Source organism: Variovorax boronicumulans (assembly GCF_030812215.1).
In the GTDB taxonomy this organism is placed as follows: domain Bacteria; phylum Pseudomonadota; class Gammaproteobacteria; order Burkholderiales; family Burkholderiaceae_C; genus Variovorax; species Variovorax boronicumulans_C.
In genome coordinates, this window is record NZ_JAUSSG010000008.1 from 105,972 (window position 1) to 128,158 (window position 22,187).

At 67.0% G+C, this 22,187-nt stretch carries 22 protein-coding genes; 11 read left to right on the top strand and 11 right to left on the bottom strand.

Annotated features, from left to right (window positions below):
- Nucleotides 1–43: 43 nt before the first annotated feature.
- The 3 genes from ttcA to J2W23_RS21195 are packed head-to-tail and all read right to left on the bottom strand — an operon-like array spanning nucleotide 44 to nucleotide 2,215.
- Nucleotides 44–985, bottom strand: a complete 942-nt coding sequence (ttcA, locus tag J2W23_RS21185) for a tRNA 2-thiocytidine(32) synthetase TtcA (RefSeq protein WP_176660218.1) — start codon at nucleotides 983–985, stop codon at nucleotides 44–46.
- Nucleotides 986–1,037: 52 nt separating this feature from the next.
- Complete coding sequence (locus J2W23_RS21190) at nucleotides 1,038–1,430, bottom strand: dihydroneopterin aldolase (RefSeq protein WP_307650130.1); 393 nt, start codon at nucleotides 1,428–1,430, stop codon at nucleotides 1,038–1,040.
- A gap of 8 nt (nucleotides 1,431–1,438) precedes the next feature.
- On the bottom strand, nucleotides 1,439–2,215 hold the full coding sequence (locus tag J2W23_RS21195; protein WP_176660220.1) for an SDR family oxidoreductase: 777 nt from the start codon (nucleotides 2,213–2,215) through the stop codon (nucleotides 1,439–1,441).
- Between the two features lie 29 nt (nucleotides 2,216–2,244).
- Between J2W23_RS21195 and J2W23_RS21200 the strand changes: the two genes are divergently transcribed.
- The 5 genes from J2W23_RS21200 to J2W23_RS21220 all read left to right on the top strand — a co-directional run bounded on the left by J2W23_RS21200 (nucleotide 2,245) and on the right by J2W23_RS21220 (nucleotide 7,815).
- Complete coding sequence (locus J2W23_RS21200; protein WP_307650131.1) at nucleotides 2,245–3,357, top strand: class I SAM-dependent methyltransferase; 1,113 nt, start codon at nucleotides 2,245–2,247, stop codon at nucleotides 3,355–3,357.
- A gap of 728 nt (nucleotides 3,358–4,085) precedes the next feature.
- Nucleotides 4,086–4,976 (top strand): TauD/TfdA dioxygenase family protein, encoded by an 891-nt coding sequence (locus J2W23_RS21205; protein WP_307650132.1) that lies wholly within the window; start codon nucleotides 4,086–4,088, stop codon nucleotides 4,974–4,976.
- A gap of 38 nt (nucleotides 4,977–5,014) precedes the next feature.
- On the top strand, nucleotides 5,015–6,025 hold the full coding sequence (locus J2W23_RS21210) for an ABC transporter substrate-binding protein (RefSeq protein ID WP_176660223.1): 1,011 nt from the start codon (nucleotides 5,015–5,017) through the stop codon (nucleotides 6,023–6,025).
- Nucleotides 6,026–6,106: 81 nt separating this feature from the next.
- Nucleotides 6,107–6,949 (top strand): ABC transporter ATP-binding protein, encoded by an 843-nt coding sequence (locus tag J2W23_RS21215; RefSeq protein ID WP_373423975.1) that lies wholly within the window; start codon nucleotides 6,107–6,109, stop codon nucleotides 6,947–6,949.
- Entirely contained in the window at nucleotides 6,946–7,815 is an 870-nt protein-coding gene (locus tag J2W23_RS21220) for an ABC transporter permease (RefSeq protein ID WP_307650133.1), read from the top strand. The genes J2W23_RS21215 and J2W23_RS21220 overlap by 4 nt, the downstream gene beginning before the upstream one ends.
- 19 nt (nucleotides 7,816–7,834) lie before the next feature.
- Here J2W23_RS21220 and J2W23_RS21225 read toward each other — a convergent pair whose 3' ends face one another.
- The 4 genes from J2W23_RS21225 to J2W23_RS21240 form a co-directional block, all read right to left on the bottom strand.
- A complete protein-coding gene (locus J2W23_RS21225) occupies nucleotides 7,835–8,656 on the bottom strand; it encodes a hypothetical protein (RefSeq protein WP_307650134.1) in 822 nt (273 codons plus the stop codon).
- Nucleotides 8,657–8,665: 9 nt separating this feature from the next.
- The gene (locus tag J2W23_RS21230; RefSeq protein WP_307650135.1) at nucleotides 8,666–10,132 is read right to left on the bottom strand and encodes an alkaline phosphatase D family protein; all 1,467 of its coding nucleotides are present in this window, start codon (nucleotides 10,130–10,132) and stop codon (nucleotides 8,666–8,668) included.
- Nucleotides 10,129–10,977, bottom strand: coding sequence for a lipase family protein (locus J2W23_RS21235; protein ID WP_307650136.1), 849 nt, complete (start codon nucleotides 10,975–10,977; stop codon nucleotides 10,129–10,131). The genes J2W23_RS21230 and J2W23_RS21235 overlap by 4 nt, the downstream gene beginning before the upstream one ends.
- Nucleotides 10,978–11,160: 183 nt before the next feature.
- A complete protein-coding gene (locus J2W23_RS21240; protein ID WP_307650137.1) occupies nucleotides 11,161–11,559 on the bottom strand; it encodes a DUF5329 family protein in 399 nt (132 codons plus the stop codon).
- 275 nt (nucleotides 11,560–11,834) lie between these two features.
- On the opposite strand from J2W23_RS21240, the gene hisN reads away from it, so the two are divergent.
- The 5 genes from hisN to J2W23_RS21265 are packed head-to-tail and all read left to right on the top strand — an operon-like array spanning nucleotide 11,835 to nucleotide 15,778.
- The gene (gene hisN / locus J2W23_RS21245) at nucleotides 11,835–12,611 is read left to right on the top strand and encodes a histidinol-phosphatase (protein ID WP_307650138.1); all 777 of its coding nucleotides are present in this window, start codon (nucleotides 11,835–11,837) and stop codon (nucleotides 12,609–12,611) included.
- A gap of 9 nt (nucleotides 12,612–12,620) precedes the next feature.
- Nucleotides 12,621–12,815 (top strand): DUF2905 domain-containing protein, encoded by a 195-nt coding sequence (locus tag J2W23_RS21250; protein ID WP_013539508.1) that lies wholly within the window; start codon nucleotides 12,621–12,623, stop codon nucleotides 12,813–12,815.
- A gap of 21 nt (nucleotides 12,816–12,836) precedes the next feature.
- Nucleotides 12,837–13,763 (top strand): ROK family protein, encoded by a 927-nt coding sequence (locus J2W23_RS21255; protein ID WP_176660227.1) that lies wholly within the window; start codon nucleotides 12,837–12,839, stop codon nucleotides 13,761–13,763.
- A gap of 30 nt (nucleotides 13,764–13,793) precedes the next feature.
- Nucleotides 13,794–15,332, top strand: a complete 1,539-nt coding sequence (locus J2W23_RS21260) for a tetratricopeptide repeat protein (RefSeq protein ID WP_307650139.1) — start codon at nucleotides 13,794–13,796, stop codon at nucleotides 15,330–15,332.
- Nucleotides 15,329–15,778 carry a DUF1877 family protein gene (locus J2W23_RS21265; RefSeq protein ID WP_176660229.1) on the top strand — a complete coding sequence of 150 codons (450 nt, stop codon included), beginning with the start codon at nucleotides 15,329–15,331 and terminating at the stop codon, nucleotides 15,776–15,778. Before J2W23_RS21260 ends, J2W23_RS21265 begins: the two co-directional genes overlap by 4 nt.
- On the opposite strand, the gene J2W23_RS21270 is transcribed toward J2W23_RS21265, so the two are convergent.
- Nucleotides 15,775–17,238 (bottom strand): aminotransferase-like domain-containing protein, encoded by a 1,464-nt coding sequence (locus J2W23_RS21270; RefSeq protein WP_176660230.1) that lies wholly within the window; start codon nucleotides 17,236–17,238, stop codon nucleotides 15,775–15,777. The two genes, J2W23_RS21265 and J2W23_RS21270, sit on opposite strands and share 4 nt — an antisense overlap.
- A gap of 201 nt (nucleotides 17,239–17,439) precedes the next feature.
- On the opposite strand from J2W23_RS21270, the gene J2W23_RS21275 reads away from it, so the two are divergent.
- Complete coding sequence (locus J2W23_RS21275) at nucleotides 17,440–17,772, top strand: hypothetical protein (protein WP_307650140.1); 333 nt, start codon at nucleotides 17,440–17,442, stop codon at nucleotides 17,770–17,772.
- A gap of 166 nt (nucleotides 17,773–17,938) precedes the next feature.
- Here the strand turns inward: J2W23_RS21275 and otsA are convergent, their stop codons facing one another.
- The 3 genes from otsA to otsB all read right to left on the bottom strand — a co-directional run bounded on the left by otsA (nucleotide 17,939) and on the right by otsB (nucleotide 22,171).
- Complete coding sequence (gene otsA / locus J2W23_RS21280) at nucleotides 17,939–19,324, bottom strand: alpha,alpha-trehalose-phosphate synthase (UDP-forming) (RefSeq protein WP_176660232.1); 1,386 nt, start codon at nucleotides 19,322–19,324, stop codon at nucleotides 17,939–17,941.
- Between the two features lie 109 nt (nucleotides 19,325–19,433).
- Nucleotides 19,434–21,356, bottom strand: coding sequence for a glycoside hydrolase family 15 protein (locus tag J2W23_RS21285; RefSeq protein WP_307650141.1), 1,923 nt, complete (start codon nucleotides 21,354–21,356; stop codon nucleotides 19,434–19,436).
- A complete protein-coding gene (otsB, locus tag J2W23_RS21290; RefSeq protein ID WP_176660234.1) occupies nucleotides 21,353–22,171 on the bottom strand; it encodes a trehalose-phosphatase in 819 nt (272 codons plus the stop codon). Before otsB ends, J2W23_RS21285 begins: the two co-directional genes overlap by 4 nt.
- Between the last annotated feature and the right edge of the window lie 16 nt (nucleotides 22,172–22,187).

A 22,187-nucleotide genomic window follows, 5' to 3' on the forward strand; every position in this document is an offset into this window, starting at 1 on the left:
GGTCTCCGGGCAGCGATGCCCAAAATTCCCCTGGGTAGCCGGATCAGCCCTGGACGATGCGAAGGGCTGCGGGTGCCTGGGAGAGCAAGTCGTAGGAGGGCGTGTCGAAAGCCTTGTCGCCTTCGTCGTCGGCCACGCCCGTCGCCTTCAGACCCTTGAAGTCGTGCCGCGTTCCGTCCAAGAGGTGCGAGGGCACCACGTTCTGCAGCGCGGTGAACATGTTCTCCACGCGGCCGGGGTGCTTCTTGTCCCACTCGCGGAGCATTTCGCCGACCTGCTTGCGCTGCAGGTTCTCCTGGCTGCCGCACAGGGTGCACGGAATGATCGGGAATTCGCGGTGCTGCGCCCAGCGCACCAGGTCTTTTTCGGCCACGTAGGCGAGGGGACGGATCACGATGTGCTTGCCGTCGTCGCTCACCAGCTTGGGCGGCATGCTCTTCAACTTGCCGGCGAAGAACATGTTGAGGAAGAAGGTCTGCAGCATGTCGTCGCGGTGGTGGCCCAGCGCGACCTTGGTGGCGCCCAGCTCGTCCGCCACGCGGTACAGGATGCCGCGGCGCAGGCGACTGCACAGGCCGCAGGTCGTCTTGCCCTCGGGAATGACGCGCTTGACGATGCTGTAGGTGTCCTGGTTCTCGATGTGGAAGGCCACGCCGAGCTCGCTCAGGTACTTGGGCAGCACCTCTTCGGGAAAGCCGGGCTGCTTCTGGTCGAGGTTGACCGCGACGATGTCGAAGTGAATGGGGGCGCGGGCCTTGAGCTTGAGCAGGATGTCCAGCATCGCGTAGCTGTCCTTCCCGCCCGAGACGCACACCATGACCTTGTCGCCCTCTTCGATCATGTTGTAGTCGACGATCGCGCGGCCGACCTCGCGGCACAGGCGCTTCTCGAGCTTGTGCGTTTCTCGCTCGATCTTCAGCGAGTTGGTGGGCGCGGCGACGGTTGCGGCGTCGGCAGGCGCCTCGTCGATCCAGACGGCGTTCATTGGTGGGCTACTTCAGGCAAATCGGGGGAAAGGACCCCGATTTTGCCTTGGATCACCATTCCCCGGCTTCCATGCGGATCGCCACTTCGCAGTCGTCGAAGATTTCGAGCTTGGCGATCCTCACCCGCACGCCCAGCACGCCGGGCAGCTGCAGCAGGCGGTGCACCACCTTGCCGATCAGGCTCTCCAGCAGGTTGACGTGCTCGGCGGTGCACTCCTCGATGATGATGCGGCGCACCTTGCGGTAATCGAGCACGTGGAAGATGTCGTCGTCCTGCGGCAGCAGCGGCTGCGGGCCCAGGCTGAGCTCGGCGTCGACCAGGATGGGTTGCGGCGCGGTTTTTTCGTGATCGAGGATGCCCAGGTTGGCATCGAAACGCAGGCCCTGGAGGGTGAGCGTCTGGCGGCCTTGGATCGGGGAAGGCGAAGGCGTGGAATTGGACATGGTCGTGCTCACATGAGCGAGAAATCGCGCTCGAATTTCATCAGGTGCTGGCCGCCGTCCACCAGCAGCGTGGTGCCGGTGATCGAACCGTTCTCCAGCGCGAACTTCACCGTGGCGACCACGTCGGCCGGCGTGGAGGAGCGGCCCAGCGGCGACAGCTTGTGCAGCTGCGCGAACTTGTCGTCGTCCAGCATGTGGCTGGGCAGCGTGAGGCCGGGCGCAACGCCCACCACGCGCACGCGCGGCGCGAGGGCCAGCGCCAGCATCGGCGTGGCGGCTTCGAGTGCGGCCTTGGAGAGCGTGTAGCTCAGGAAATCGGGGTTCGGGTTCCAGAGCTTCTGGTCGAGCAGGTGGACGACCGCGCCCTGCGCGTCGCGCCGCGAAAGATGGTCGTGCAGCGCCTGCGCCAGAAGGATGGCCGCGCCCGTGTTGCTGCGCGCATGGCGTTCCATGAGGGCATAGCCGAAGCTGGCGGCGTCGTCGTGTTCGAAGAGGGCCGCGCTGTGGACCACGGCGTCGACGGTACGAAAGCGCGCCGCCACGCGGGAGAGCAGCGCGCGCGTGGCGTGCTCGTCTTCCAGGTCGGCTTCGAAGAGCGCCGAATCGCCCGAGAGCGCGGCGCAATCGGCGACGGTTTTCTCGGCTTCGGCGCGCGAGTTGCGGTAGTGCACCGCCACCTGCCATCCGCCCGCGGCGAGCGCCAGCGCGATCTCGCGGCCCAGCCGCCGGCCCGCACCCGTGACGAGGACGGTGCGGCGGGCAGGGGAGAGGGGGGCGGTGCTCATGCGGGGAGAGAGGGAGAGAGAATCGGGGGGTGACGACCAAGACCCCGAACAGTTTACCCACCGCCCTCGACCACCTGATCGCCCGCTCCGTCGAGCGCGCGGGCGGCTGGATCGGCTTCGATCGCTTCATGGCGCTCGCCCTGTATGCGCCGGGCCTGGGCTATTACGCCAATACCTCGGCCAAGTTCGGCCACATGCCTTCTTCGGGCAGCGATTTCGTGACCGCGCCCGAGCTCACGCCGATGTTCGGCCAGACGCTCGCCGCGCAGGTGGCAGAGGCGCTGGAGAAGACCGGCACCGACACGGTCTGGGAATTCGGCGCCGGCTCCGGCGCGCTGGCGGTGCAGTTGCTGCACGCGCTCGACGAGATGGGACGCGGCGACGTGCGCTACCGCATCGTCGATCTCTCGGGCACCTTGCGCGAGCGCCAGCAGCAGGCGCTGGTGCGCTATGCGGATCGCGTCGAATGGCTCGGCGAATTGCCTGCATCGATGCAGGGCGTGGTGGTCGGCAACGAGGTGCTCGATGCGATGCCCGTGCAACTGCTGGCGCGCGTGGGCGGGCAGTGGTTCGAGCGTGGCGTGGTGCGCAATGCGAGTAACGACGGCTGGACGTGGGCCGACCGCGCCACGGAGCTGCGCCCGCCGGTCGATGTGCCGGGCGCGCACGACTACCTCACCGAGGTCCATCCGCAGGCGCAGGCTTTCATCGCCACGCTGGCGGACCGGCTGGAGAAGGGGGCGGCCTTTCTCATCGACTACGGTTTTCCCGAGAGCGAGTACTACCACCCGCAGCGGCACATGGGCACGGTGATGTGCCATCGGGCGCACCAGGCGGATGGGGATCCGCTGGCCGATGTGGGCTACAAGGACATCACGGCGCATGTCGATTTCACCGGGATCGCGGTGGCGGGGCAGGAGGCGGGGTTGGAGGTGCTGGGGTATACGAGTCAGGCGCGGTTTCTGTTGAACTGCGGGCTGTTGGCGAGGATGGAGCAGGGGACGACTGCGGAGCGGGGGATGGCGGCTCGGCTCATTCACGAGCATGAGATGGGGGAGCTGTTCAAGGTTGTGGGTTTTGCGGTCGGTGAACCTTGGGATGCGTTGGGGTTTGTTGAGGGGGATCGCAGTCATACGCTCTGACCTCTCAACCTTCTTGTTACTTGGTTTTCTTTCCGAGGCCGGGTCTCGCCCCGGCGGGCGACTCACTTTCTTTTGCTTCGCCAAAAGAAAGTAAGCAAAGAAAAGGCGACCCCGCTGTCTGCGACCCCTTCGCGTTGCTACGGGGCAACCTGCGGTGCTCGCGTTTCGCGGGGTCTCGCAGAACTCGCTTCGCTCAAACAGCTGCGAGCCCTGATCCGCGAAACGCTGCGCTCCTCGGCGCAGCCAGAAGGGGGTGGAGACAACCCGGGCCTTTGCTTCGCTCGGCCCGAAGGGCGGACACGCTCCGCGTGTCCGCCTTGAATTGGCTGTGATGGTCGGTGGATGCGGTTGGGTGTGCCGTTCCGGGCCGAGCAAAGCGATGGCCCGCGATGATGCCGAGCGCAGCGATGGCGTGTCGGTCTCCAAGCCCTTCTGGCTGCGCCGAGGAGCGGAGACGTAGGCGGGATCAGGGCCGCAGCTGTTTGAGCGAAGCGAGTTCTGCGGACCCCCGCCGTAGTCGAGCACCGCAGGTTGCCCGCAGCGAAGCGTAGGGACGCAGACAGCAGGGTCGCCTTTTCTTTGCTTACTTTCTTTTGGCGAAGCAAAAGAAAGTGAGTCGGCCGCCGGGCCGAGACCCGGCCTCGGGAAAGAAAAAAGCAAAAAGCAAAGAATAAGCTAGCAACGAAGATTTCGTTGGAGAAGCACCCCCCGGCCCCTACATTCCCGGAATGACAGCCGCTCTCCCCCACGACACCGAGGCCGCGCCCCAGCACTTCGAAGTGCGCCCCTTCCATGCCCCGGTAGGCGCCGAAATCATCGGCCTCGACATCTCCAGGCCGATCAACGAAGAAGACTTTTCCCGCATCCACCGCGCCCACCTCGACCACCACGTCCTGGTATTTCGCAACCAGCAGATCACCCCCGCCGAGCACATCGATTTCAGCCGCCGCTTCGGCCCGCTAGAAATCCACGTGCTGCACCAGTTCCAGCTCAAGAACCATCCCGAGATCCTGATCGTCTCCAACATCAAGGAGAACGGCGAGCCCATCGGCCTTGGCGACGCAGGCGTCTACTGGCACTCCGACATCTCCTACAAGCCCAAGCCCAGCCTCGGCTCCCTGCTGCATGCGCAGGAACTGCCGAGCGAAGGCGGCGACACGCTTTTCGCCGACCAGCATCTCGCGTGGGAATCGCTGCCGTCTGACCTGCAGCAACGCATCCTTCCGCTCAAGGCCGAGCACAGCTACCTCGCCAAATACGAAGAGCTGCGCGCCAAGAACCCGTGGCGGCCCAAGCTCTCGCAGGCGCAGATCGACCAGGTCGCACCTGCCGTGCAACCGGTGGTGCGCACGCACCCCGAGACGGGCCGCAAGGCGCTGTTCGTCAGCGAGCACTTCACGACGCGCATCGTCGGCCTGCCGCAGGACGAAAGCGATGCCCTGCTGGCCGAGCTGTTCGCGCACAGCGTGAAGCCCGAGTTCGTGTACCGCCACACCTGGGCGCCGCACGACCTGGTGTTCTGGGACAACCGCTCGCTGATGCACCTGGCGGCCGGCACGCCCGACCACCTGCGCCGGCGCCTGAACCGCACCACCATCGTCGGCGACACGCCGTTCTGATTTCTCTCGATCTTTCTTTTTCCGGACCGCTCTCCACCATGAACCGCTTCACCCGCAAGGCCGCCGCATTCGTCACCGGCCTCGGCCTTCTCGCCGGCAGCCTCGCGGCGCACGCCGAAGGGCAGATCCGCATCGCCGAGCAGTTCGGCATCGTCTACCTGCTGCTCAACGTCGCGCAGGAGCAGAAGCTCATCGAGAAGCACGCGAAGGCCGCGGGCGTCGATGCCAAGGTCGAGTGGATCAAGCTCTCGGGCGGCTCGGCGGTGAACGACGCGCTGCTCTCGGGCAACATCGAGATCGCGGGCGCCGGCGTCGGCCCGCTGCTCACGCTGTGGGACCGCACCAAGGGCAAGCAGAACGTGAAGGGCGTGGCGTCGCTCGGCAACTTCCCGTACTACCTGGTGACCAACAACCCGAACGTGAAGACGATCGCCGACTTCACCGAGAAGGACCGCATCGCACTGCCCGCCGTCGGCGTGTCGGTGCAGTCGCGGGTGCTGCAGTTCGCCTCGGCCAAGCTCTGGGGCGACAAGGAGTTCAACCGGCTCGACAAGATCAGCGTGGCGTTGCCGCATCCCGATGCGGCAGCGGCCATCATCAAGGGCGGGACCGAGATCACAGGCCACTTCGGCAATCCGCCGTTCCAGGAGCAGGAGCTCGCGGGCAATCCGAATGCGCGCATCGTGCTCAATTCGTACCAGGTGCTCGGCGGTCCGGCCTCGGCCACGGTGCTGTATGCCACCGAGAAATTCCGCAGCGAGAACCCCAAGACCTACAAAGCCTTTGTCGATGCGCTCGACGAGGCGGCGAAGTTCGTCACGGCCAATCCCGAGAAGGCGGCCGATATCTACCTGAAGGTGAGCAACGCGAAGCTCGACCGCGAGCTGCTGCTCAAGATCATCAAGAACCCAGAGGTGCAGTTCAAGACCACGCCGCAGAACACCTATGCGCTGGCAGAGTTCATGCACCGCGTGGGCGCGATCAAGAACAAGCCGGCGTCGGTGAAGGACTATTTCTTCGACGATGCGCAGAACGCTTCGGGGAATTGAACAGTGAGCAACGCGGCCGTCCTGGATTCGCGGGGTGACTCCCTCTCCCATCGGGAGAGGGCGGGGGTGAGGGGCGAGCCTCTGGCGTCGTCACCTGCCCTCACCCCAACCCTCTCCCGCGAGCGGGAGAGGGGGCAAGAAAGCGCACCGCTGCTGCAAGTCGACGGCGTCAGCCTCGAATACCGCACCCCCGAACGCGTCGTGCGCGCCACGCACCGCGTGAGCTTCGACGTGCACGCCGCCGACCGCTTCGTGCTGCTCGGTCCGTCGGGCTGCGGCAAGTCCACGCTGCTGAAGGCCGTGGGTGGTTTCATCGCACCGGTCGAAGGCGAGATCCGCCTCGACGGCGCGCGCGTGACGCAGCCCGGTCCCGACCGCATCGTCGTGTTCCAGGAGTTCGATCAACTGCCGCCGTGGAAGACGGTCAAGCAGAACGTCATGTTCCCGCTGCTGGCGTCTCGCACGCTCGGCAAGAAGGACGCGGCCGAGCGCGCACTGCACTACCTCGACAAGGTCGGCCTCGCCAAGTTCGCCGATGTGCATCCGCACCAGCTCTCGGGCGGCATGAAGCAGCGCGTGGCCATCGCCCGTGCACTCGCGATGCAGCCGCGGGTGCTGCTGATGGACGAGCCCTTCGCCGCGCTCGACGCGCTCACGCGCCGCAAGATGCAGCAGGAGCTGCTCGAGCTGTGGGACGAGGTGCGCTTCACGCTGCTGTTCGTCACGCATTCCATCGAGGAGGCGCTGGTGGTGGGCAACCGTGTTGCGCTCCTGTCGCCGCATCCGGGGCGCATGCGCGCCGAGGTCAACAGCCACGGTTTCTCGCTCGCGAGCCTGGGCGGTGCCGAGTTCCAGGGCACGGCGCAGCGCATTCACGACATGCTGTTCGAAGAAGAACATGCGCACGCGGAGGCCACGGCATGAGCGCCATCGTTCCGCCGATCCGCCCCGAGTACGAACGCACGCTCGAGCCTTTCACCGAAGCCCCGCTCGAACGCACGTTGCCGCTGCCCGCCCGCATCTGGGCGCAGGCGGGCGTGCGCAAGGGCCTGATCCTCATCGCCATCGCCGTGCTCTGGGAGCTCGCGGCGCGCTGGCAGGACAACGACCTGCTGCTGCCCACTTTCACCGCCACGGCCCGTGCGCTGTTCGAAGGACTTGCGAGCGTCGAGCTGATCGAGAAGGTGCGCATCTCGCTGGCCGTGCTGCTGCAGGGCTACCTCGCCGGCGTGGTGCTGGCCTTCGCGCTCACCACGCTCGCGGTGTCCACGCAGATCGGCCGCGACCTGCTGGACACGTTGACGTCGATGTTCAACCCGTTGCCCGCCATCGCGCTGCTGCCGCTGGCGCTGCTGTGGTTCGGACTCGGCCGCGGCAGCCTGGTGTTCGTGCTGATCCATTCGGTGCTGTGGCCGCTGGCGCTCAATACCTATGCGGGCTTCCAGGGCGTGCCCGAGACCCTGCGCATGGCGGGGCGCAACTACGGGCTCAAGGGCCTGCGCTACGTGCTGCAGATCCTGGTGCCGGCGGCGCTGCCGTCGATTCTTTCGGGCCTGAAGATCGGCTGGGCCTTTGCGTGGCGCACGCTGATCGCAGCGGAGCTGGTGTTCGGTGCTTCGTCGGGCAAGGGCGGCCTCGGCTGGTACATCTTCCAGAACCGCAACGAGCTCTATACCGACCGCGTGTTCGCGGGCCTCGCAATGGTGGTGCTGATCGGCCTCCTGGTGGAAAGCCTGGGCTTCAAGACGCTGGAGCGTCTGACCGTGCGGCGCTGGGGGCAGCAGCGCTGAGGCGCGCGTTCGCCGGGCTTCACTTTCTCTTCGCAGTCCGCGTACTCTTGCGTGCGGGTTGCCGGGGCGTCGTTGCGTCGTCGGGCTCGGTGATCGGATACCTGTGCGGTCGCCAATACCGCCCCGCAGGTGCGCGCCCGCTGAATTTTTCAATGTACTTCTGCCAATAGCGTGCGGTGGCCCAGATGGCTTCGGGGCACGAGGCACGCGACTCCAGGCCCGGCGTCAGATCGAAGTTGGCAGCTGCGCAGACGGTCTCCAGCATGCAGGAGGAAGGGAGGCCGTAGTTTTCGTGCAAGGGGTTGGGTGTGCGCGCCGCCCCCCAGGCAAAAGCGAGCCAGCGCACGACGTGTTCCAGCGCATCGAGCGTGGGGCGCGATCGACGAAAGCTCTCGACGCATTTCAGGATCAGCGACTGCGCCACCGGAATGGCGACGACGGCGATGTTGGGAAAGCGCACCGGATCGTCGAAGTCGCTCAGCGGTTGCACGACCACGCCGTTCGTGCGGGCGGCAAACTCCGGTCCGTCGGGCTGCAGCAGCGGGACATGGATCGCATTGGCGTTGGCCACCGAATCCCCTGTGAGCTCCACGAGAAGTGCTTGCGACCAATACGACGGCAGCATGTCGGAACGTAGGTGGGACTGGGCCACGCGCACCCGGAACGACATCGAATCGCTGCCTCCCAGCAACACGATGTAGGTCCAGTCATTGGAGCCGCCGGTCTTCATGTGGGCGACCGCCCTGGCGCCCCATTGCGTGTTGGTTTCGCGCCCCTCGCGTTCGAACTCGGTGAAATGGACGTTCTCTTCTGTCGATCCGGATCGGGCTTGCCGCAGCATGATGACTCCTTACACAGGACGAAGTTGAAGGGTGTCGACCGTTTCGGATCTGGACAGTTTCTTGTCGGGTGAGATGGCGAAGTAGGTCACCCGCGCATCCACGCCGTTTCCCGCGCGGGCAAACGAGACCATGGCGATCTGGTCGCCGTTGCGCTCGAACTTGCGCTCGAGTGAAAAGCGGTTGCCGGGGCCGAAGTTGGCAGGCACCTTCTCGGGATCGCTGTGTCGCGGCCAGGGATCCTTGGCTCCGAAGATGCCCTTCACGGCATTGGAGGATTCTTTTGCGGCATCGACGAAAGGGGTGCGTATCAGGCACGAGGGCGACGAAATGACCTCGTAGAAAAGAGGCTGCCCGGGGTGCTGCCGGTCCTTCGCGCCGGCCACGCGGCTCCAGTGGACATCTCCGGTCAGGTAGAGCAACGGAATGCCTTCGTCGGCCAGGCGCATCAGTTCCTTCTTCGCGAAGTCGAACTGCTGGTAGTTCCCCATCTCCGCATCGGCCGTGTGTTTCGTGAAATCGCTCGTGGGCGGATCGATGAACAGCGCCTGCCCCGACGCCAGCACGCCCACCGCAGGACGATCTGCCTTCCTGTCCCGGATCAGGTCGTCCACCCATAACCTGAAGGCCGTCTCCGCGGCATCGTTCATCAGGCGACGAAACTTGTCGTCGCGATCGATGCGCATGTCGACAAACAGCATCCTGAGAGGCGCAACGTCGATTCGAGTCGCGCCCGCAGTACTGGGGTCGCCGGCAAGTTGGTAGTCCTCATAGAGCGCCTGTGCCGCCGCTTTCCAGCGATCCCTGACTTCTTTGTTCCAGGTGTTGGGCAACTGGGCTTGCGGAAACGGATAGTTGTTCCAGAATTCGTGATCGTCCGGAATCGACACGACCGCGGCCTTCGACAACACGGGCTCGAGGCCCGCGGTGTTGAGCGATGCCGAAGCCCAGTTTCGGAAGTACTTGTCACCGATGAGTTGCGACAGCGCGGGTTCCGACTCCGGCATGTCCTCCAGCAAGGGCAGGTCCAGATAGACCTGATCCCCCGCCATCAACACGAGATGCGGCTTCAGCTTGATCTGCGAAGCGATCGTGCCCAGGAGGCCATTCTTGTCTTCGGGCTGGAAGTAGCACGAGCACAGGAGGATGTTGAACTCGCCGTCCAGCGAACTGGGCAATTCTTTCGGGAGCGTCCGGACGATCAGCTCGCAGTGTTCGGTGCCGGCGACGATCCGGATGGGGTGAATGTCTTCGGCAAGAGCAACCGAAAAACGAAAAACTCCACGATGGTTGATCGGCTTGCCGTCGGCGCCCGCATGGTGGTCGCGGATCGGCGCCATCGCCGAGGGGGTGAGCGGTGTGGCCGGGACGCCGTCGATGAAGAATTGCGGTATCGGCGGGTTTTGCGCGCCGAACATCCCGACCCACAACTGGATGGCGCCTGCCACGCAGGCCTGGGCGTGGACCGTGAGGATCACAGGAAGAAGGCCCGCACGTAGTTGATGGGGGCATGGTCCGCGAGATCCCGCACGAGGACCGCACCTGCTCGCCAGGAGTGGTCCACCAGATAGCGGGCGCGCGCCTTCAACTGGTCACTGACTACGGTCGGTCCGTCGGGGTGGGAAACGAGCGTTCCGTCGCTGCGCACATAGGTCATCGGCCCGGCATGGGTGTACCAGGGCGACTCCGGGGGAATCTGCGTCACTGCATCGCAGCAGTTGACCACGCGCACCACGGGCACGCCTGCAAAGGTGGCGGCAAATTCCGGGTTGCCCACACGTGGCGAGCCCAGCGTAACCAGCTGCGCGGGTTTCCAGACCGTTGCCGCCAGGGTGGCCAGCGCTGCGCCCAGGCTGTGACCCGCAAGAATCAACTCACTTCGTGCAGCGCATTCACCGGCAAGCCATTCGTCGATCGCCGGCCTGATCGCGCGGAATGCCCTTGCGAAGCCTGCATGCACGCGGCCGCCACCTTCGGGCCATGCAACCATGTCCGCCTGCAGGTCCGTGCCCAGGTCACCGGCTTCGTCCGGCTGGGTTCCCCGGAATGCGAGAAGCGCCGTGCGATCCGATGCCCGGAAGGCGCCGAATGCCTGCGTGCTCGTCTGCTGATCCGAGAACATCCTCGGTGTTCCGAATCCGGCCAGGCCCAGCGCTTGCGACAGTGCCTGCTGCTCGGACTGCGCCGCCTCCGTGCGAAGGTAGGCCAACCGCGAGGCCTCCACCCCGAGCTGGACGATCGAGTACGAGTGCGCGCCCGAGAACACGGTCCCACGTTTTTCCGGGGTGTAAAGCGCCGAGCGCGAGGGATCAAATTCGATCATGGCGGCTCCGTCGGTTTTGCCGCCTGGTACAGCCTGGTGCTGAAAACAGGGATCGGCGTTGGGCCTGAACTCGACCTGCGGCTTGTACGGCCGCTTCCGGATGCATCTTCGAACGCCCCGGATCAAATGGAATCCCACAAAAGAGGTATTCCGGGCGGCGGAAAAAGGCGCAGGACAGTGCTGCTAGCTGCGGCTTCCGGAGGCCTTCGCCTGCTGCCGCAGCATGCGCAGCTCGCTGTTGAGGAACTCGTTGGCGTCCCGCACCACGCCGTTGGTGAGCTTGACCTTGTAGGCCTGCCCGGTCATCTCGGAGCGCGAGGCGCAGCGGTCGATGAAGTCCTCGGCCGTGGCCAGTTCCTTTTTGAAGTAGTCGTACTTCGCCTGCATGTGCTTGGCGGCATCGGCGGCGTTGTATTCGTTGCCGTTGCGCAGGAACACCATGGCGCTCATCTTCGAGACGCGCTGGATCAGCGTGTCGATCAGCTTCTCCTCGGCGTCGGAAGGCGTGGCGTGGGCCAGCACGGCCGAGGCGCCGAGCAGCAGGGCGAGGAGCGCGGCGCGCAGGAATCTGAAGGAGGCCATCGGTTATGTCCCTGGCAATTTTCGCGCCATGTTAGTACGCCGCCCCGGAGATTTCAAAACACGAAAGCGCGTCTTCGCCCCGATGGCGGCGTTGCAAATTCTCGCGATACCTGCGGGTATCGCTGCGGTTTGCGCCTTGCCCTCGGCGCGAATCCATCGCTTTCGTCATGTTTCGAAATCTCCGGGGCGACGTACCAGGGCGACAGCCCTTGTCGTGTCAAACCCACGCGGGCTCGGGTCTAATCGCAGCTTTTGGCACGCGTTCACTCTCCCCCATGAGCTCTTCCACTCCCGATCTGTCGCTGATTGCCGAGGCGCTGGCCGACGCGGCCGCGGCGCTGTCGATGCGCCACTTCCGCACGCCGCTGGACATCATCACCAAGGCCGACGAAAGCCCCGTCACGCTGGCCGACCGCGCGGCCGAGACGGCGATGCGCGAGATCCTCGGTGCGCGCGTGCCGGCCGACGGCATCTACGGCGAAGAGCACGGTCCCGAGCGGCTGGACGCCGATCGCATCTGGGTGCTCGACCCGATCGACGGCACCCGCAGCTTCATCACCGGCTCGCCGCTGTGGGGCACGCTGATCGGCGTGCTGCAGGGCGCACGCGTGGTGCTCGGCGTGATCGACATGCCGGTGCTCAAGGAGCGCTGGATCGGCCAGGCGGGCAAGGGCGCCACGCGCGACGGCCAGCCGGTGCACGCGAGTACATGCACCGAAGTGGCCAAGGCCCGCATCGTCACCACCTCGCCGGACATCTTCGCGCCCGCCGACTGGCAGGCCTTCGACCGGCTCAGCCGCCGATGCGCGATGCGCCGCTTCGGCGGCGATTGCTACGGCTATGCGCAACTGGCGGGCGGCACCATCGACCTCGTGGTGGAAACCGGCCTGCAGCCGTACGACTACCTGGGCCCCGCCGGCCTGATCGAGGCCGCGGGCGGCGTCATCACCGACTGGCAGGGCCAGCCGCTGAACCTGAAGTCCGACGGCAGGGTGATTGCCGCGGCAACGCCCGAACTCCACCGACAAGCCATGGCCGTTCTTGCGGCCTAGACTGTCCCCATGTTCCGCTGGCTGATCGTCGTCGTCCTCGCACTGGTGCTCATGAGCGGGCTGACCGCGTGGCTGCGCCGCTTCGGCTTCGGACGCCTGCCCGGCGATTTCGAGTTTCGCGCCTTCGGCCGCGACTGGCAGTTGCCGATTGCAAGCACCCTGGTGCTCAGCATGATCGCGGCGCTGGTGGCGCGCCTTCTTTAGACAGAGAAAAGAAAACCCGCAATGAGAGCCTGCGTTGACATCGGCGGCACCAAGGTGGCCGTGAGCCTTTCCCCCTCGGCCGACGCGCCGCTGATCGGCCGCCGCAGCGAGCCGACCGCCAAGACCGGCGACAACGACGCCGTGGCGGTGCAGATCATGCGGATGATCGACGAAGTCTGCGCCGAGCAAGGGATCGATCCGGCCACGATCGACCGCGTGGGCGTGTCGTCGGCGGGGCCCTTCGAGCTGCACGACGGCATGGTCGAGCTGGCCACGCCCAACATCTGCGGCGGCATTGCCGGCCCGGCGCGGGGGCTTCCCAACAACTGGATGACGGCGCTGGTCGAGGCTCCGCTCGCCAGGCGCTTCGGCCGCGTGCGCGTCGAGAACGACGCCGTCGCAGCGCTCGAGGCCGAACGGCACTGGGGCGCGCTCAAAGGCATGGACCACTGCGCCTACGTCACCTGGAGCACCGGCGTCGGTGTGGGCCTGTGCGTCGACGGCCGTGCGCTGCGCGGCAAGAACGGCAACGCGGGCCATGCGGGCCACAGCTTCGTGGTCGACGACGCGAGCGGCGCGCTCTGCGGCTGCGGCAACGTCGGAGACGTGGAAGGGCTGATCGCCGGCAACTCCATCGCACGGCGCTTCGGCCAGCCGGCGGCCGATCTGTTCACCTCGGCGGCCGCGGGCGAGCCGCACTCGCTCGAGATCGTCGATGCGCTGTGCCGCGTGATGGGCCGCATGCTCTACAACCTGGTCGCCACGCTGGACCTGCAGCGCATCAGCCTGGGCGGCAGCGTGTTCTGGCACCACCGCGAGTTCCTGCTGCCGCGCCTGCAGGCCCACGTGGACGGCAAGCTGCCGCCGCTCACCCGCGGCGTGCTGCTGGTGCCCGCGGGGCTCGGCGAGAAGGTCGGCGACTACGCTGCGCTGGCTTTGCTGGACTGAGCGGCCGCGCCGCAATACCCTCGGCGAATCATGCGCATCCCGCCGCCCCGGTCTCCCCGTCGCAAGCCGCTCGCCTGGCTGCTGCTGGTGGTCGGGGGTTTCCTGGGCGCGCACCGTTTCTATCTGGGCAGCTACCTGGGCGGGGCGGCGCAATTGCTGCTGTTGCTCGTTGGAGTCAGCAGCCTGCCGGGTGCGCGGTTCTGCCTGGGGCTGCTCGGCCCCTGGCTCCTGTTCGACATCTACTGGGTCCATGTGCGCCTGAAGCGGCAAGACGAAAGCGACGCCGCGCGCCGGCCGGCCGCCAAGACCTACGACCTCGAAGCGCTCAGCCACGCCGACGCGCTGCGCGAGCGCTTCGTCGCCGCCGCCGAGATGCACGACTGGGCCCGGGCCGTGGCCCTGAGCGAGCAGATCGTCGCCAACGCGCGCAAGGTCTTCAAGGGTCCGCACCAGAACCTCGCGATGTCGCTGTGCATGCACGGCCAGGCCTGTTGCCAGTTCAAGGCCTTCGACGAGGCCAAGGCCAGCCTGGAGGAAAGCCTGGCCATCGGCCGCCAGATCGGCATGCCGGCGGAAGACATGGACATCGTGCGCAAGGCGCTGGCCATGACCGTGGCCGCCATCGGCGAACACCACGCCGCGCGACAGCTGCGCGCGGGCCTGCCCGCCGGTCGCGGCCCCGGCGACGACACCGTGCTGCTGGGCCTGCTCGAAGACCAGGAGCGGCGCTACAAGGCCGCCTTCGAGCGGCGCGACCTGGCGCTCGCCGAGCGGCTCTGCGCCGAGGCCGTGCACACCAGCCGCCAGCTGTGCGGCGAGGGCGGGCTTGGCAAGGCCGTCGTGCTGCACCTCATCCATCACGCCGAGTTCTGCCGGCAGCTGCAATGGCACGACAAGGCCGTGTCGCTGCTGGATGAATGCCTGGCCATCATCGACCAGCTGGGCCTGGACGACAGCTGGCGGCTCGGCCCGAGCAACACGCTCGCGCTGCTGCATGCCGGCGCCGGCCGCTCCGACGAGGCGGAGGTCCTGTACAAGAAGACCATCGCGATGGCCGTCGCGCTCAGCAAGGGCAACTCGACCGACGAGGTGGTGCGCGCCTTCAACAACCTGGCATTTCTCTACGCGAACACCGACCAGGACGAGAAGGCCGAGCTCTGCTATGCGCGGGCCATGGTGCACCTGGACAAGCTCGCGCCGGAAGAGACGGGGGAGGGCGACGCCGACCTGCACGCCGACCTCCTGATCAATTTTGCGCAGCTGCACATGGCGCGCAACGAGGCCGAGCACGCCAAGCCCTTGTTCGAACGCGCACTGGCGATCCAGGAGCGCAGCTGCCGGGGCATTTCCACCAGCGCGGCGGCCGCCCACAACGACCTGGGCCTCATCGCGCAGGAGCAGGGCGACTTGCGCGAGGCGCTGAAGCATTTCAAGCGCACGCTGCTGCTCAACCAGATCTGCGCGCCGGACCACTTCGGCAATCTCGCGAACGCGCAGCGCAACATCGACAACGTGAGCCTCGCGCTGGCGGCGGTCGCGCGGGCCGCGCGGCTGGAGCCGAGCACGTGAGCATCGGGGGCGCGTTCTACGCCTTCGACCGTTACCGGCTGCGCGGACTGGTCATCGATCCGTCGAGCGTGTCGGGTTTCCTCTTCCATACGCCCGAAGACAAGGGCGGACCGCATGCCAGCCAGACGGTGGAGCAGGCGTGGGACGTGGTGCGCGCGCTGCTGCCCGAGGCCGTGGACGGCGAAGCGCTCGAAGGCACGGAGGCCCTGGGCTGCATCTATCTCACGGCCAGCCATGTCGAGCGCGCAGCGGCCCGGCTGGCGCGGCGCAGCGTGCCCGAGCTGGTGGCGCGGTTCACCGGCGAGCCGGCACAGTTCGCCGAGCTCTACTGGGCGAAGACCTGGCAGGGCGGCGCCGAGGAGCTTGCAGGCTTCATGGAAGGCGTGAAGCGCTTTTTCGCGGAGGCGGCGGCGCGACGCGACGCCGTCGTCTTCTACATCGTCTAGGCGGCTGCCGGTGCGCGCGGCAGCTTGCGCGTGGACGACACGATCTCCCCGAGGCGCCGCAACCCCGCGTCCACCGCCTTCGAGTACGGCCAGCCGCAGTTGATCCGCAAGTAGTTGTCGAAGCGCCCCGAGTTGGAGAACTGCGCGCCCGGCGACACCAGCATGTGCTCGCGCAGCGCCGCCTCGAACACGGTGACCGACGAGCGCTGCTCGGGCAGCTCGACCCACAGCTGCAGGCCGCCGCGCGGCAGGTTCAGCCGCGTGCCCGGCGGAAAGTACTTCGCGATGGCGTCCGCCGTCTGGTCGCGCTGCACGTGCAGCCGGTCGCGCAGGCGCCGCAGGTGCCGGTCGTAGCCGCCGCTCGCGATGAACTCACCCGCGGCGATTTGCGCCAATGCCTCGTTGTTGCGGGTCTGCGCGTACTTGAGCATTTCCACCTGCGCATGCCAGCGCCCGGCGGTGATCCAGCCCAGGCGCAGCCCCGGCGCCAGCACCTTGTGCAGCGAGGCGCAATAGATCACGTTGCCCGTGCGATCCCATGACTTCGCGGCGCGCAGCGGCACCTCGGTTTCCACCAGGTCGCTGTAGGTGTCGTCCTCGACGAGCGCGATGCCGTGGCTCTCGCACAGCTGCACGAGCCGCTGCTTGTGGGCATCGGGCATCACGCTGCCGATGGGGTTCTGCAGGTGCGGCACCACCACCACGGCCTTGATGTCGTCGTAGGTGTGGATCGCGAGGTCGAGCGCCTCGATGGAGATGCCGGTCTGCGGGCTGGTCGGGATCTCCAGCGCGCGCATGCCCAGGCTTTCGAGCACCTGCAGCAGGCCGTAGAAGGTGGGCGACTCCACGGCCACGGTGTCGCCGGGCTTGGCGACGGCGCGCAGCGCGAGGTTCAGCGCCTCGATGCAGCCGTTGGTGACCAGCACCTCGTCCGGCGCCACCGTCATGCCGATGCGCAGGTTGCGCTGCGCCACGGCTTCGCGGAACTGCTCGTGGCCCTTCTGGGACGAGGCGGTGGTCAGCAGCTCGGGCCGTTGGCGCAGCGCCCGCGTCATGGAGTTGCGCAGGGCCTCGGCGGGGTACAGCTCGGGGGCGGCGCGCGCGATGGCGAAGTTGAGCTTCACACCCGCGTGGCGCCCGCGCGCCATGAAGTTGGCCATGCGGGTGCGCATGCTGACGAACTGCGCAGGATCCGGCGGCACGTCGGCCACGGGCTCTTCCATCGGCGCGATGGCCAGGCGCTGCGGCCGGCGCACGAAGTAGCCCGAGCGGTCGCGTGCCTCGACCCAGCCGTCGCTCTCCATCGCGCGGCACAGCTGCAGCGCGGTCGAGAGGCTGATCTCGTGCAGGCGCATGAGGCTGCGCAGCGAGGGCAGCTTGTCGCCCTGCTTGAGCGAGCCGGTGTGGATCGCGTCCACGTAGTGCGCTGCGAGTTGCCGGTAGAGCGGTAGCGAGTCCATGGCGTCGATGCTCCCCCAAACGGGCATCCGAAAACAGATGCAGTTGAACGGGGAAACGACCATAACAGATGGGCTGCCGGCCGGCTGTTCCGGTGCGAATAGGCGGTGGTTGTGCCTGTTTTTCGAGCGACCGAATTTCTACGATCTGGACTCGCCGAATCGCTTTTCCACTGACTGACTCACCCACCTCCGAGGCCCGCCATGATCACCACCCTGCCCCAAGCACCCGACTCCATCGTCCTGGAGCCCGGCCAGTCCCTGCGCACCTGCGTCGATGCGGGTAGCTGGCTGCAGGTGGCCGAAGGGCGCGTGCGGGTCGTGTCCCCGCCGGGTTGGTTCGGCGGCGCGGTGTTCATGAGCGAGACGGTGCTCGATGAAGGCGACGTGCACCGCATGGCGCTCGGCGGGTGGATCGAGGTGTCGGCGCTGACGCCGGTGCACCTGCGGGTTCATGCACCGAAGGGGGCGCCGGTTTCTGCTTGTTCCGAGGCTCGGCCTGTGATGCGCTTTGTGCGGTTGCTCACTGGCTGGTAGGAGGCATTCAGGACGGGTGCGCAGGCCACCGGGTACTCCCCTCCGCGAATGTCCCCCGGGGCTTCGCCCCTCCTCCTTGATTTCGCTGCGGGGAGCACCCGATGCCCTGCGCACTTGGGAACGCTCTGGGTGAACGGCCGATCAACGACTGCCCTGGGCAAACACCTCAGCGTTCGCTGGCCGCTTCGCGCAATGCGTCGAGGAAGGTGCGCCGCCACCAGTGAATGTCCTGCTCGCGAATGCGCGACAGCAACTTCTGATGCCGTTCGCGCCGCTCTTCCAGCGGCATCTGCAGCGCCTGCTGCACCGTCTCCGCCGTGCCGTGCGTGTCGTACGGATTCACCAGCAGCGCTTCTTTCAACTGCTCCGCGGCACCGGCAAAGCGCGACAGCACCAGCACGCCCGGGTCGGCCGGGTCCTGCGCCGCGATGTATTCCTTCGCGACGAGGTTCATGCCGTCGCGCAGCGGCGTGACCAGGCCCACCGCCGCTGCGCGGCACAGCCCCGGCACCCGCTTGCGCGCCACCATGCGATGGATGTAGCGCACCGGCATCCAGTCGAGCTCGCCGTAGTCGCCGTTGATCGCGCCGCACAGCGATTCGAGTTCGCGCCGGATGTCGCCGTACGCATCGACCGTCTCGCGCGTGGGCGAGGCGATCTGGATCAGCGTCGCGCTGCGCCGGTTCTCGGGGTAGTTCGCGAGCAGTTCGCGGAATGCGCGCACGCGCTGCGGAATGCCCTTGGAGTAGTCGAGCCGGTCGATGCCCAGGAGGAGGCGCCGGCTCGAATACTCGCGCTTCATGGTCTCGTACATGTCGCGCGATTCCTTCGCATGCGTGAGCGCGGCGAATTCGTCGACGTCGATGCCGATCGGGAAGGCGCTGCAGCGCACGGTCTGCCCGTAGGCGCGGTACATGTCGTTGCCCAGGTATTCGCCCTGCGCCTCGTTGCGCACGTAGTGCTCGAAGTGCTGCACGTCCTGCTGCGCCTGGAAGCCGATCAGGTCGTAGGAGAACAGCGAGCGCATCAGCCACTCGTGCTGCGGGATGGCGGCCACGATGATCTGCGGCGGCAGCGGAATGTGCAGGAAGAAGCCGATGCGCTGCTTGCAGCCCATCGCGCGCAACTCCGCGGCGAGCGGCATCAGGTGGTAGTCGTGGATCCAGATGACGTCGTCGTCCTTCAGCATCGGCAGCAGCTTGCGCGCGAAGAGCTGGTTCACCCGCCGGTAGCCGCCGATGAAGCCGGCCTCGAAGTGGGCCAGGTCCAGGCGGTTGTGGAACACCGGCCAGAGCACGTCGTTGCTGTAGCCCAGGTAGTAGGCGTCGTGGTCCTCGCGGCTCAGGTCGATGGTGGCGAGCGTTACCTTGCCGGCCTGCTGCTTGTGCAGCTCGCCTTCGCCCGTAGGGCCGTCTTCCACGATCTGGCCGCTCCAGCCGAACCAGAGGCCGCCGCTTTGCTGAAGGCTTTCACCCAATGCGACGGCCAGGCCGCCGGCTGCGGGCTTGCGTGGGTCGGCCACGCGGTTGGAAACGACGACGAGGCGACTCATGGAGCCTCCCTGCGGCCGCCGCCGGGCCGCCCCAAGGCGGGCCGCGCCTCCCCCTCGGTGGGTGGAGTTACAGGAGCGAAGCGAGTGAAAAGCCGGGGGGCTGTCGTTGTCATATGCAGGAATCCCAGGGGGCGGACAGACGCACGGCCGCATTGATGATGCCGACCATCGAATAGGTCTGCGGAAAGTTGCCCCACATCTCGCCCGTGACCGGGTGGGTGTCTTCCGAGAGCAGGCCGAGCGGATTGCGCGCCGCGAGCATGGTCTCGAAGATCTGGCGTGCCTCGGCCTTGCGGCCGATCTTGGCAAGTGCGTCGATGCGCCAGAAGGTGCAGATGTTGAAGGCGGTCTCGGGCTTGCCGAAATCGTCGGCCGCCTCGTAGCGGCGCATGTAGGGGCCGTCGCAGAGCGACTTCTCCATGGCGTCGACAGTGGAGATGAAGCGCGGGTCGCGCGCGTCGATCAGCCCCACCTCGACCATCAGCAGGATGCTCGCATCGAGCTCGTGGCCGCCGAAGCTCTCGGCGAAGGCCTGGCGCTCCTCGCACCACGACTTGGCCAGGATTTCTTCCTTCATGCGCGCGGCGTGGCCATGCCAGTAGGCGGCGCGGTCGGGCAGCTCCAGTGCGCGTGCGATCTTGGAAAGCCGGTCGCAGGCGGCCCAGCTCATCAGCGCGGAACTGGTGTGCACGCGGGCGCGGGTGCGCAGCTCCCACATGCCGGCATCGGGCGTGCCGTAGACGCTCACCGCCCGTTCGCCGACCGCCTCCAGGTGCGGAAACTCGGCCCGGCCCGCGCGGGCGAGCAGCCGGTGGTCGTGGAAGGCCTGCGCCGCGCCGAGCACGATGTTGCCGTACACGTCGTGCTGGAAATGCTCCTGCGCCTGGTTGCCCACGCGCACCGGCCCCATGCCGCGGTAGCCGGGAAGGCCTTCGACGAAGGACTCGGGCAGCTCGCGTTCCAGCCCGATGCCGTAGAGCGGCTGGATGTGCTCGCCGTGCGAGCCGATCACCACGTTGCCGAGCCAGCGCAGGTAGTCTTCCATCGTGCCCACTTCGCTCAGCGAGTTGAGCGCGCGCACCACGAAGAAGGCATCGCGCAGCCAGCAGTAGCGGTAGTCCCAGTTGCGCTGGCTGCCCGGCGCCTCGGGAATGCTGGTGGTCATGGCGGCGACGATGGCGCCGGTGTCCTCGTACAGCGAGAGCTTGAGCGTGATGGCCGCGCGGATCACCGCGTCCTGGTACTCGAAGGGAATCGCGAGGCGCTTGCTCCAGGTGCGCCAGTAGGCGATGGTTTCCTGCTCGAACTTGCGCGCCGTGTCGGCGATGCCGTCGAGCAGCGTTTCGTCCACGCCGAACATGAAGTTGTATTCGCGCGAGATCACGAAGGGTTGGCGCGCGAGGATGTGCGAGATCGAGGCGTCGGTGTTCAGCCTGAGCGTGACGTCGGGGCCGACATAGCGGATGTGGTTGCTGCCGCGCGTCACCTCGATCGGCTCCGAAGCGCCCCACTGGAATCGCGGATCGAGCGACACGCGGATGCGCGGCGCGCCCGCAATCGGCCGCACGCGGCGCACCATCATGAGCGGGCGGAAGTAGCGCGAGCGGCTGTAGAAGCGCGGCGCGAAGTCGGTGATCTCGATGCCCTGGCCTGCGCTGTCGAAGAGCTGCGTGCGCAGCACGGCCGTGTTCGGCTCGTACCACTGCTTTGCTTGCGCGAAGTCCTCGATGTCGATGCTCCATGCGCCCGCGCCTTCGCCGGGATGCAGCAGCGCGTTGAACACCGGGTCGCCGTCGAAGCGCGGCAGGCAGCACCACACGGCGCGGCCGCGGGAATCGATGAGCGCGCTGTAGGCGCAGTTGCCGATCACCCCGACATCGAGCGAAGGATCGGCCGGGGGCGCGAAGCCGCGCGGACCGGGCGCGGTGGCGGCCTGCGCGTCGACCGGCGCGCGGTCGTCGGGGCCGGCGGCGTCGGCCAGCGCCTCGCCGGCGCGGTCCTGGGGCGCCTTCGACAGTTGTTGTTCGCTCATCGGGGGCTCCTCGGTTCTTCGGTTTTCTCTTGCGTGTTTTCTTCGGGATTCGCCGAGGGCTTCGCCACCAGCATGTCGCGCGCCTCGACCAGCCATTCGTACACCGCGCGCGGCGATTCGAGCCGGTGCAGCGCCAGGCTCGGCCCGGAGCCGACCTTGATGGCGATGCCGCCGCGCGGCTGCACGACCGCGAAGCCGCTCTCGTCGGTGGTGTCGTCGCCCGCGAAGACCGGCGTGCGGCCCGCGAAGGGCGCCTCGGTCATGAAGGCATCGATGGCAATGCCCTTGTTGACGCCCGCGGGCTTCACCTCGAAGACGAACTTGCCGTGCATGAGCTCGAGCGCCGGCCGACCGTTGATGGCGCGCGACATCGCATCGCGGCACACCGCTTCCAGCTGCGGCGCGAGCCGGTAGTGCAGGGCGATGGCGGCGTGCTTGCGCTCCACCAGCAGGCCTTCGTGCACGCGCGCGAGTTCGTTGGCGATGTCCAGGATCGGCACGAGATCGGGCGCGTGCTGCTCCTGCATGTGGCCCTTGGCATCGCGGCGCTGCACGCCATGCTCGCCGGCCGCGGGCAACCGCAGCGGCGCGAGAAAGCGGTCGATCGAGTCGATCTGGCGCCCCGAGACGACGGCCAGCGCACCGCCCAACTGGTCGCGCAGGTCGCTCAGCAGGGCGACGAGCGCGGGGGGAATCTCGATGGCCTCGGGGGTGGGCGCAAGGCCGACCAGCGTGCCGTCGAAGTCGAGAAAAAGGGCGGCGTTCCGGCCCAGCGGAGGTGGCAACTGGTCGTTGCTGTCGGAGGACTTTGGCATTGGGAAAAACCATAAC

Coding starts and splice junctions, on each gene's coding strand:
- ttcA (WP_176660218.1), bottom strand. CDS start 985: ATGAACGCCGTCTGGATCGACGAGGCGCCTGCCGACGCCGCAACCGTC.
- J2W23_RS21190 (WP_307650130.1), bottom strand. CDS start 1,430: ATGTCCAATTCCACGCCTTCGCCTTCCCCGATCCAAGGCCGCCAGACG.
- J2W23_RS21195 (WP_176660220.1), bottom strand. CDS start 2,215: ATGAGCACCGCCCCCCTCTCCCCTGCCCGCCGCACCGTCCTCGTCACG.
- J2W23_RS21205 (WP_307650132.1), top strand. CDS start 4,086: ATGACAGCCGCTCTCCCCCACGACACCGAGGCCGCGCCCCAGCACTTC.
- J2W23_RS21210 (WP_176660223.1), top strand. CDS start 5,015: ATGAACCGCTTCACCCGCAAGGCCGCCGCATTCGTCACCGGCCTCGGC.
- J2W23_RS21220 (WP_307650133.1), top strand. CDS start 6,946: ATGAGCGCCATCGTTCCGCCGATCCGCCCCGAGTACGAACGCACGCTC.
- J2W23_RS21225 (WP_307650134.1), bottom strand. CDS start 8,656: ATGCTGCGGCAAGCCCGATCCGGATCGACAGAAGAGAACGTCCATTTC.
- J2W23_RS21235 (WP_307650136.1), bottom strand. CDS start 10,977: ATGATCGAATTTGATCCCTCGCGCTCGGCGCTTTACACCCCGGAAAAA.
- J2W23_RS21240 (WP_307650137.1), bottom strand. CDS start 11,559: ATGGCCTCCTTCAGATTCCTGCGCGCCGCGCTCCTCGCCCTGCTGCTC.
- hisN (WP_307650138.1), top strand. CDS start 11,835: ATGAGCTCTTCCACTCCCGATCTGTCGCTGATTGCCGAGGCGCTGGCC.
- J2W23_RS21250 (WP_013539508.1), top strand. CDS start 12,621: ATGTTCCGCTGGCTGATCGTCGTCGTCCTCGCACTGGTGCTCATGAGC.
- J2W23_RS21255 (WP_176660227.1), top strand. CDS start 12,837: ATGAGAGCCTGCGTTGACATCGGCGGCACCAAGGTGGCCGTGAGCCTT.
- J2W23_RS21260 (WP_307650139.1), top strand. CDS start 13,794: ATGCGCATCCCGCCGCCCCGGTCTCCCCGTCGCAAGCCGCTCGCCTGG.
- J2W23_RS21270 (WP_176660230.1), bottom strand. CDS start 17,238: ATGGACTCGCTACCGCTCTACCGGCAACTCGCAGCGCACTACGTGGAC.
- J2W23_RS21275 (WP_307650140.1), top strand. CDS start 17,440: ATGATCACCACCCTGCCCCAAGCACCCGACTCCATCGTCCTGGAGCCC.
- otsA (WP_176660232.1), bottom strand. CDS start 19,324: ATGAGTCGCCTCGTCGTCGTTTCCAACCGCGTGGCCGACCCACGCAAG.
- J2W23_RS21285 (WP_307650141.1), bottom strand. CDS start 21,356: ATGAGCGAACAACAACTGTCGAAGGCGCCCCAGGACCGCGCCGGCGAG.
- otsB (WP_176660234.1), bottom strand. CDS start 22,171: ATGCCAAAGTCCTCCGACAGCAACGACCAGTTGCCACCTCCGCTGGGC.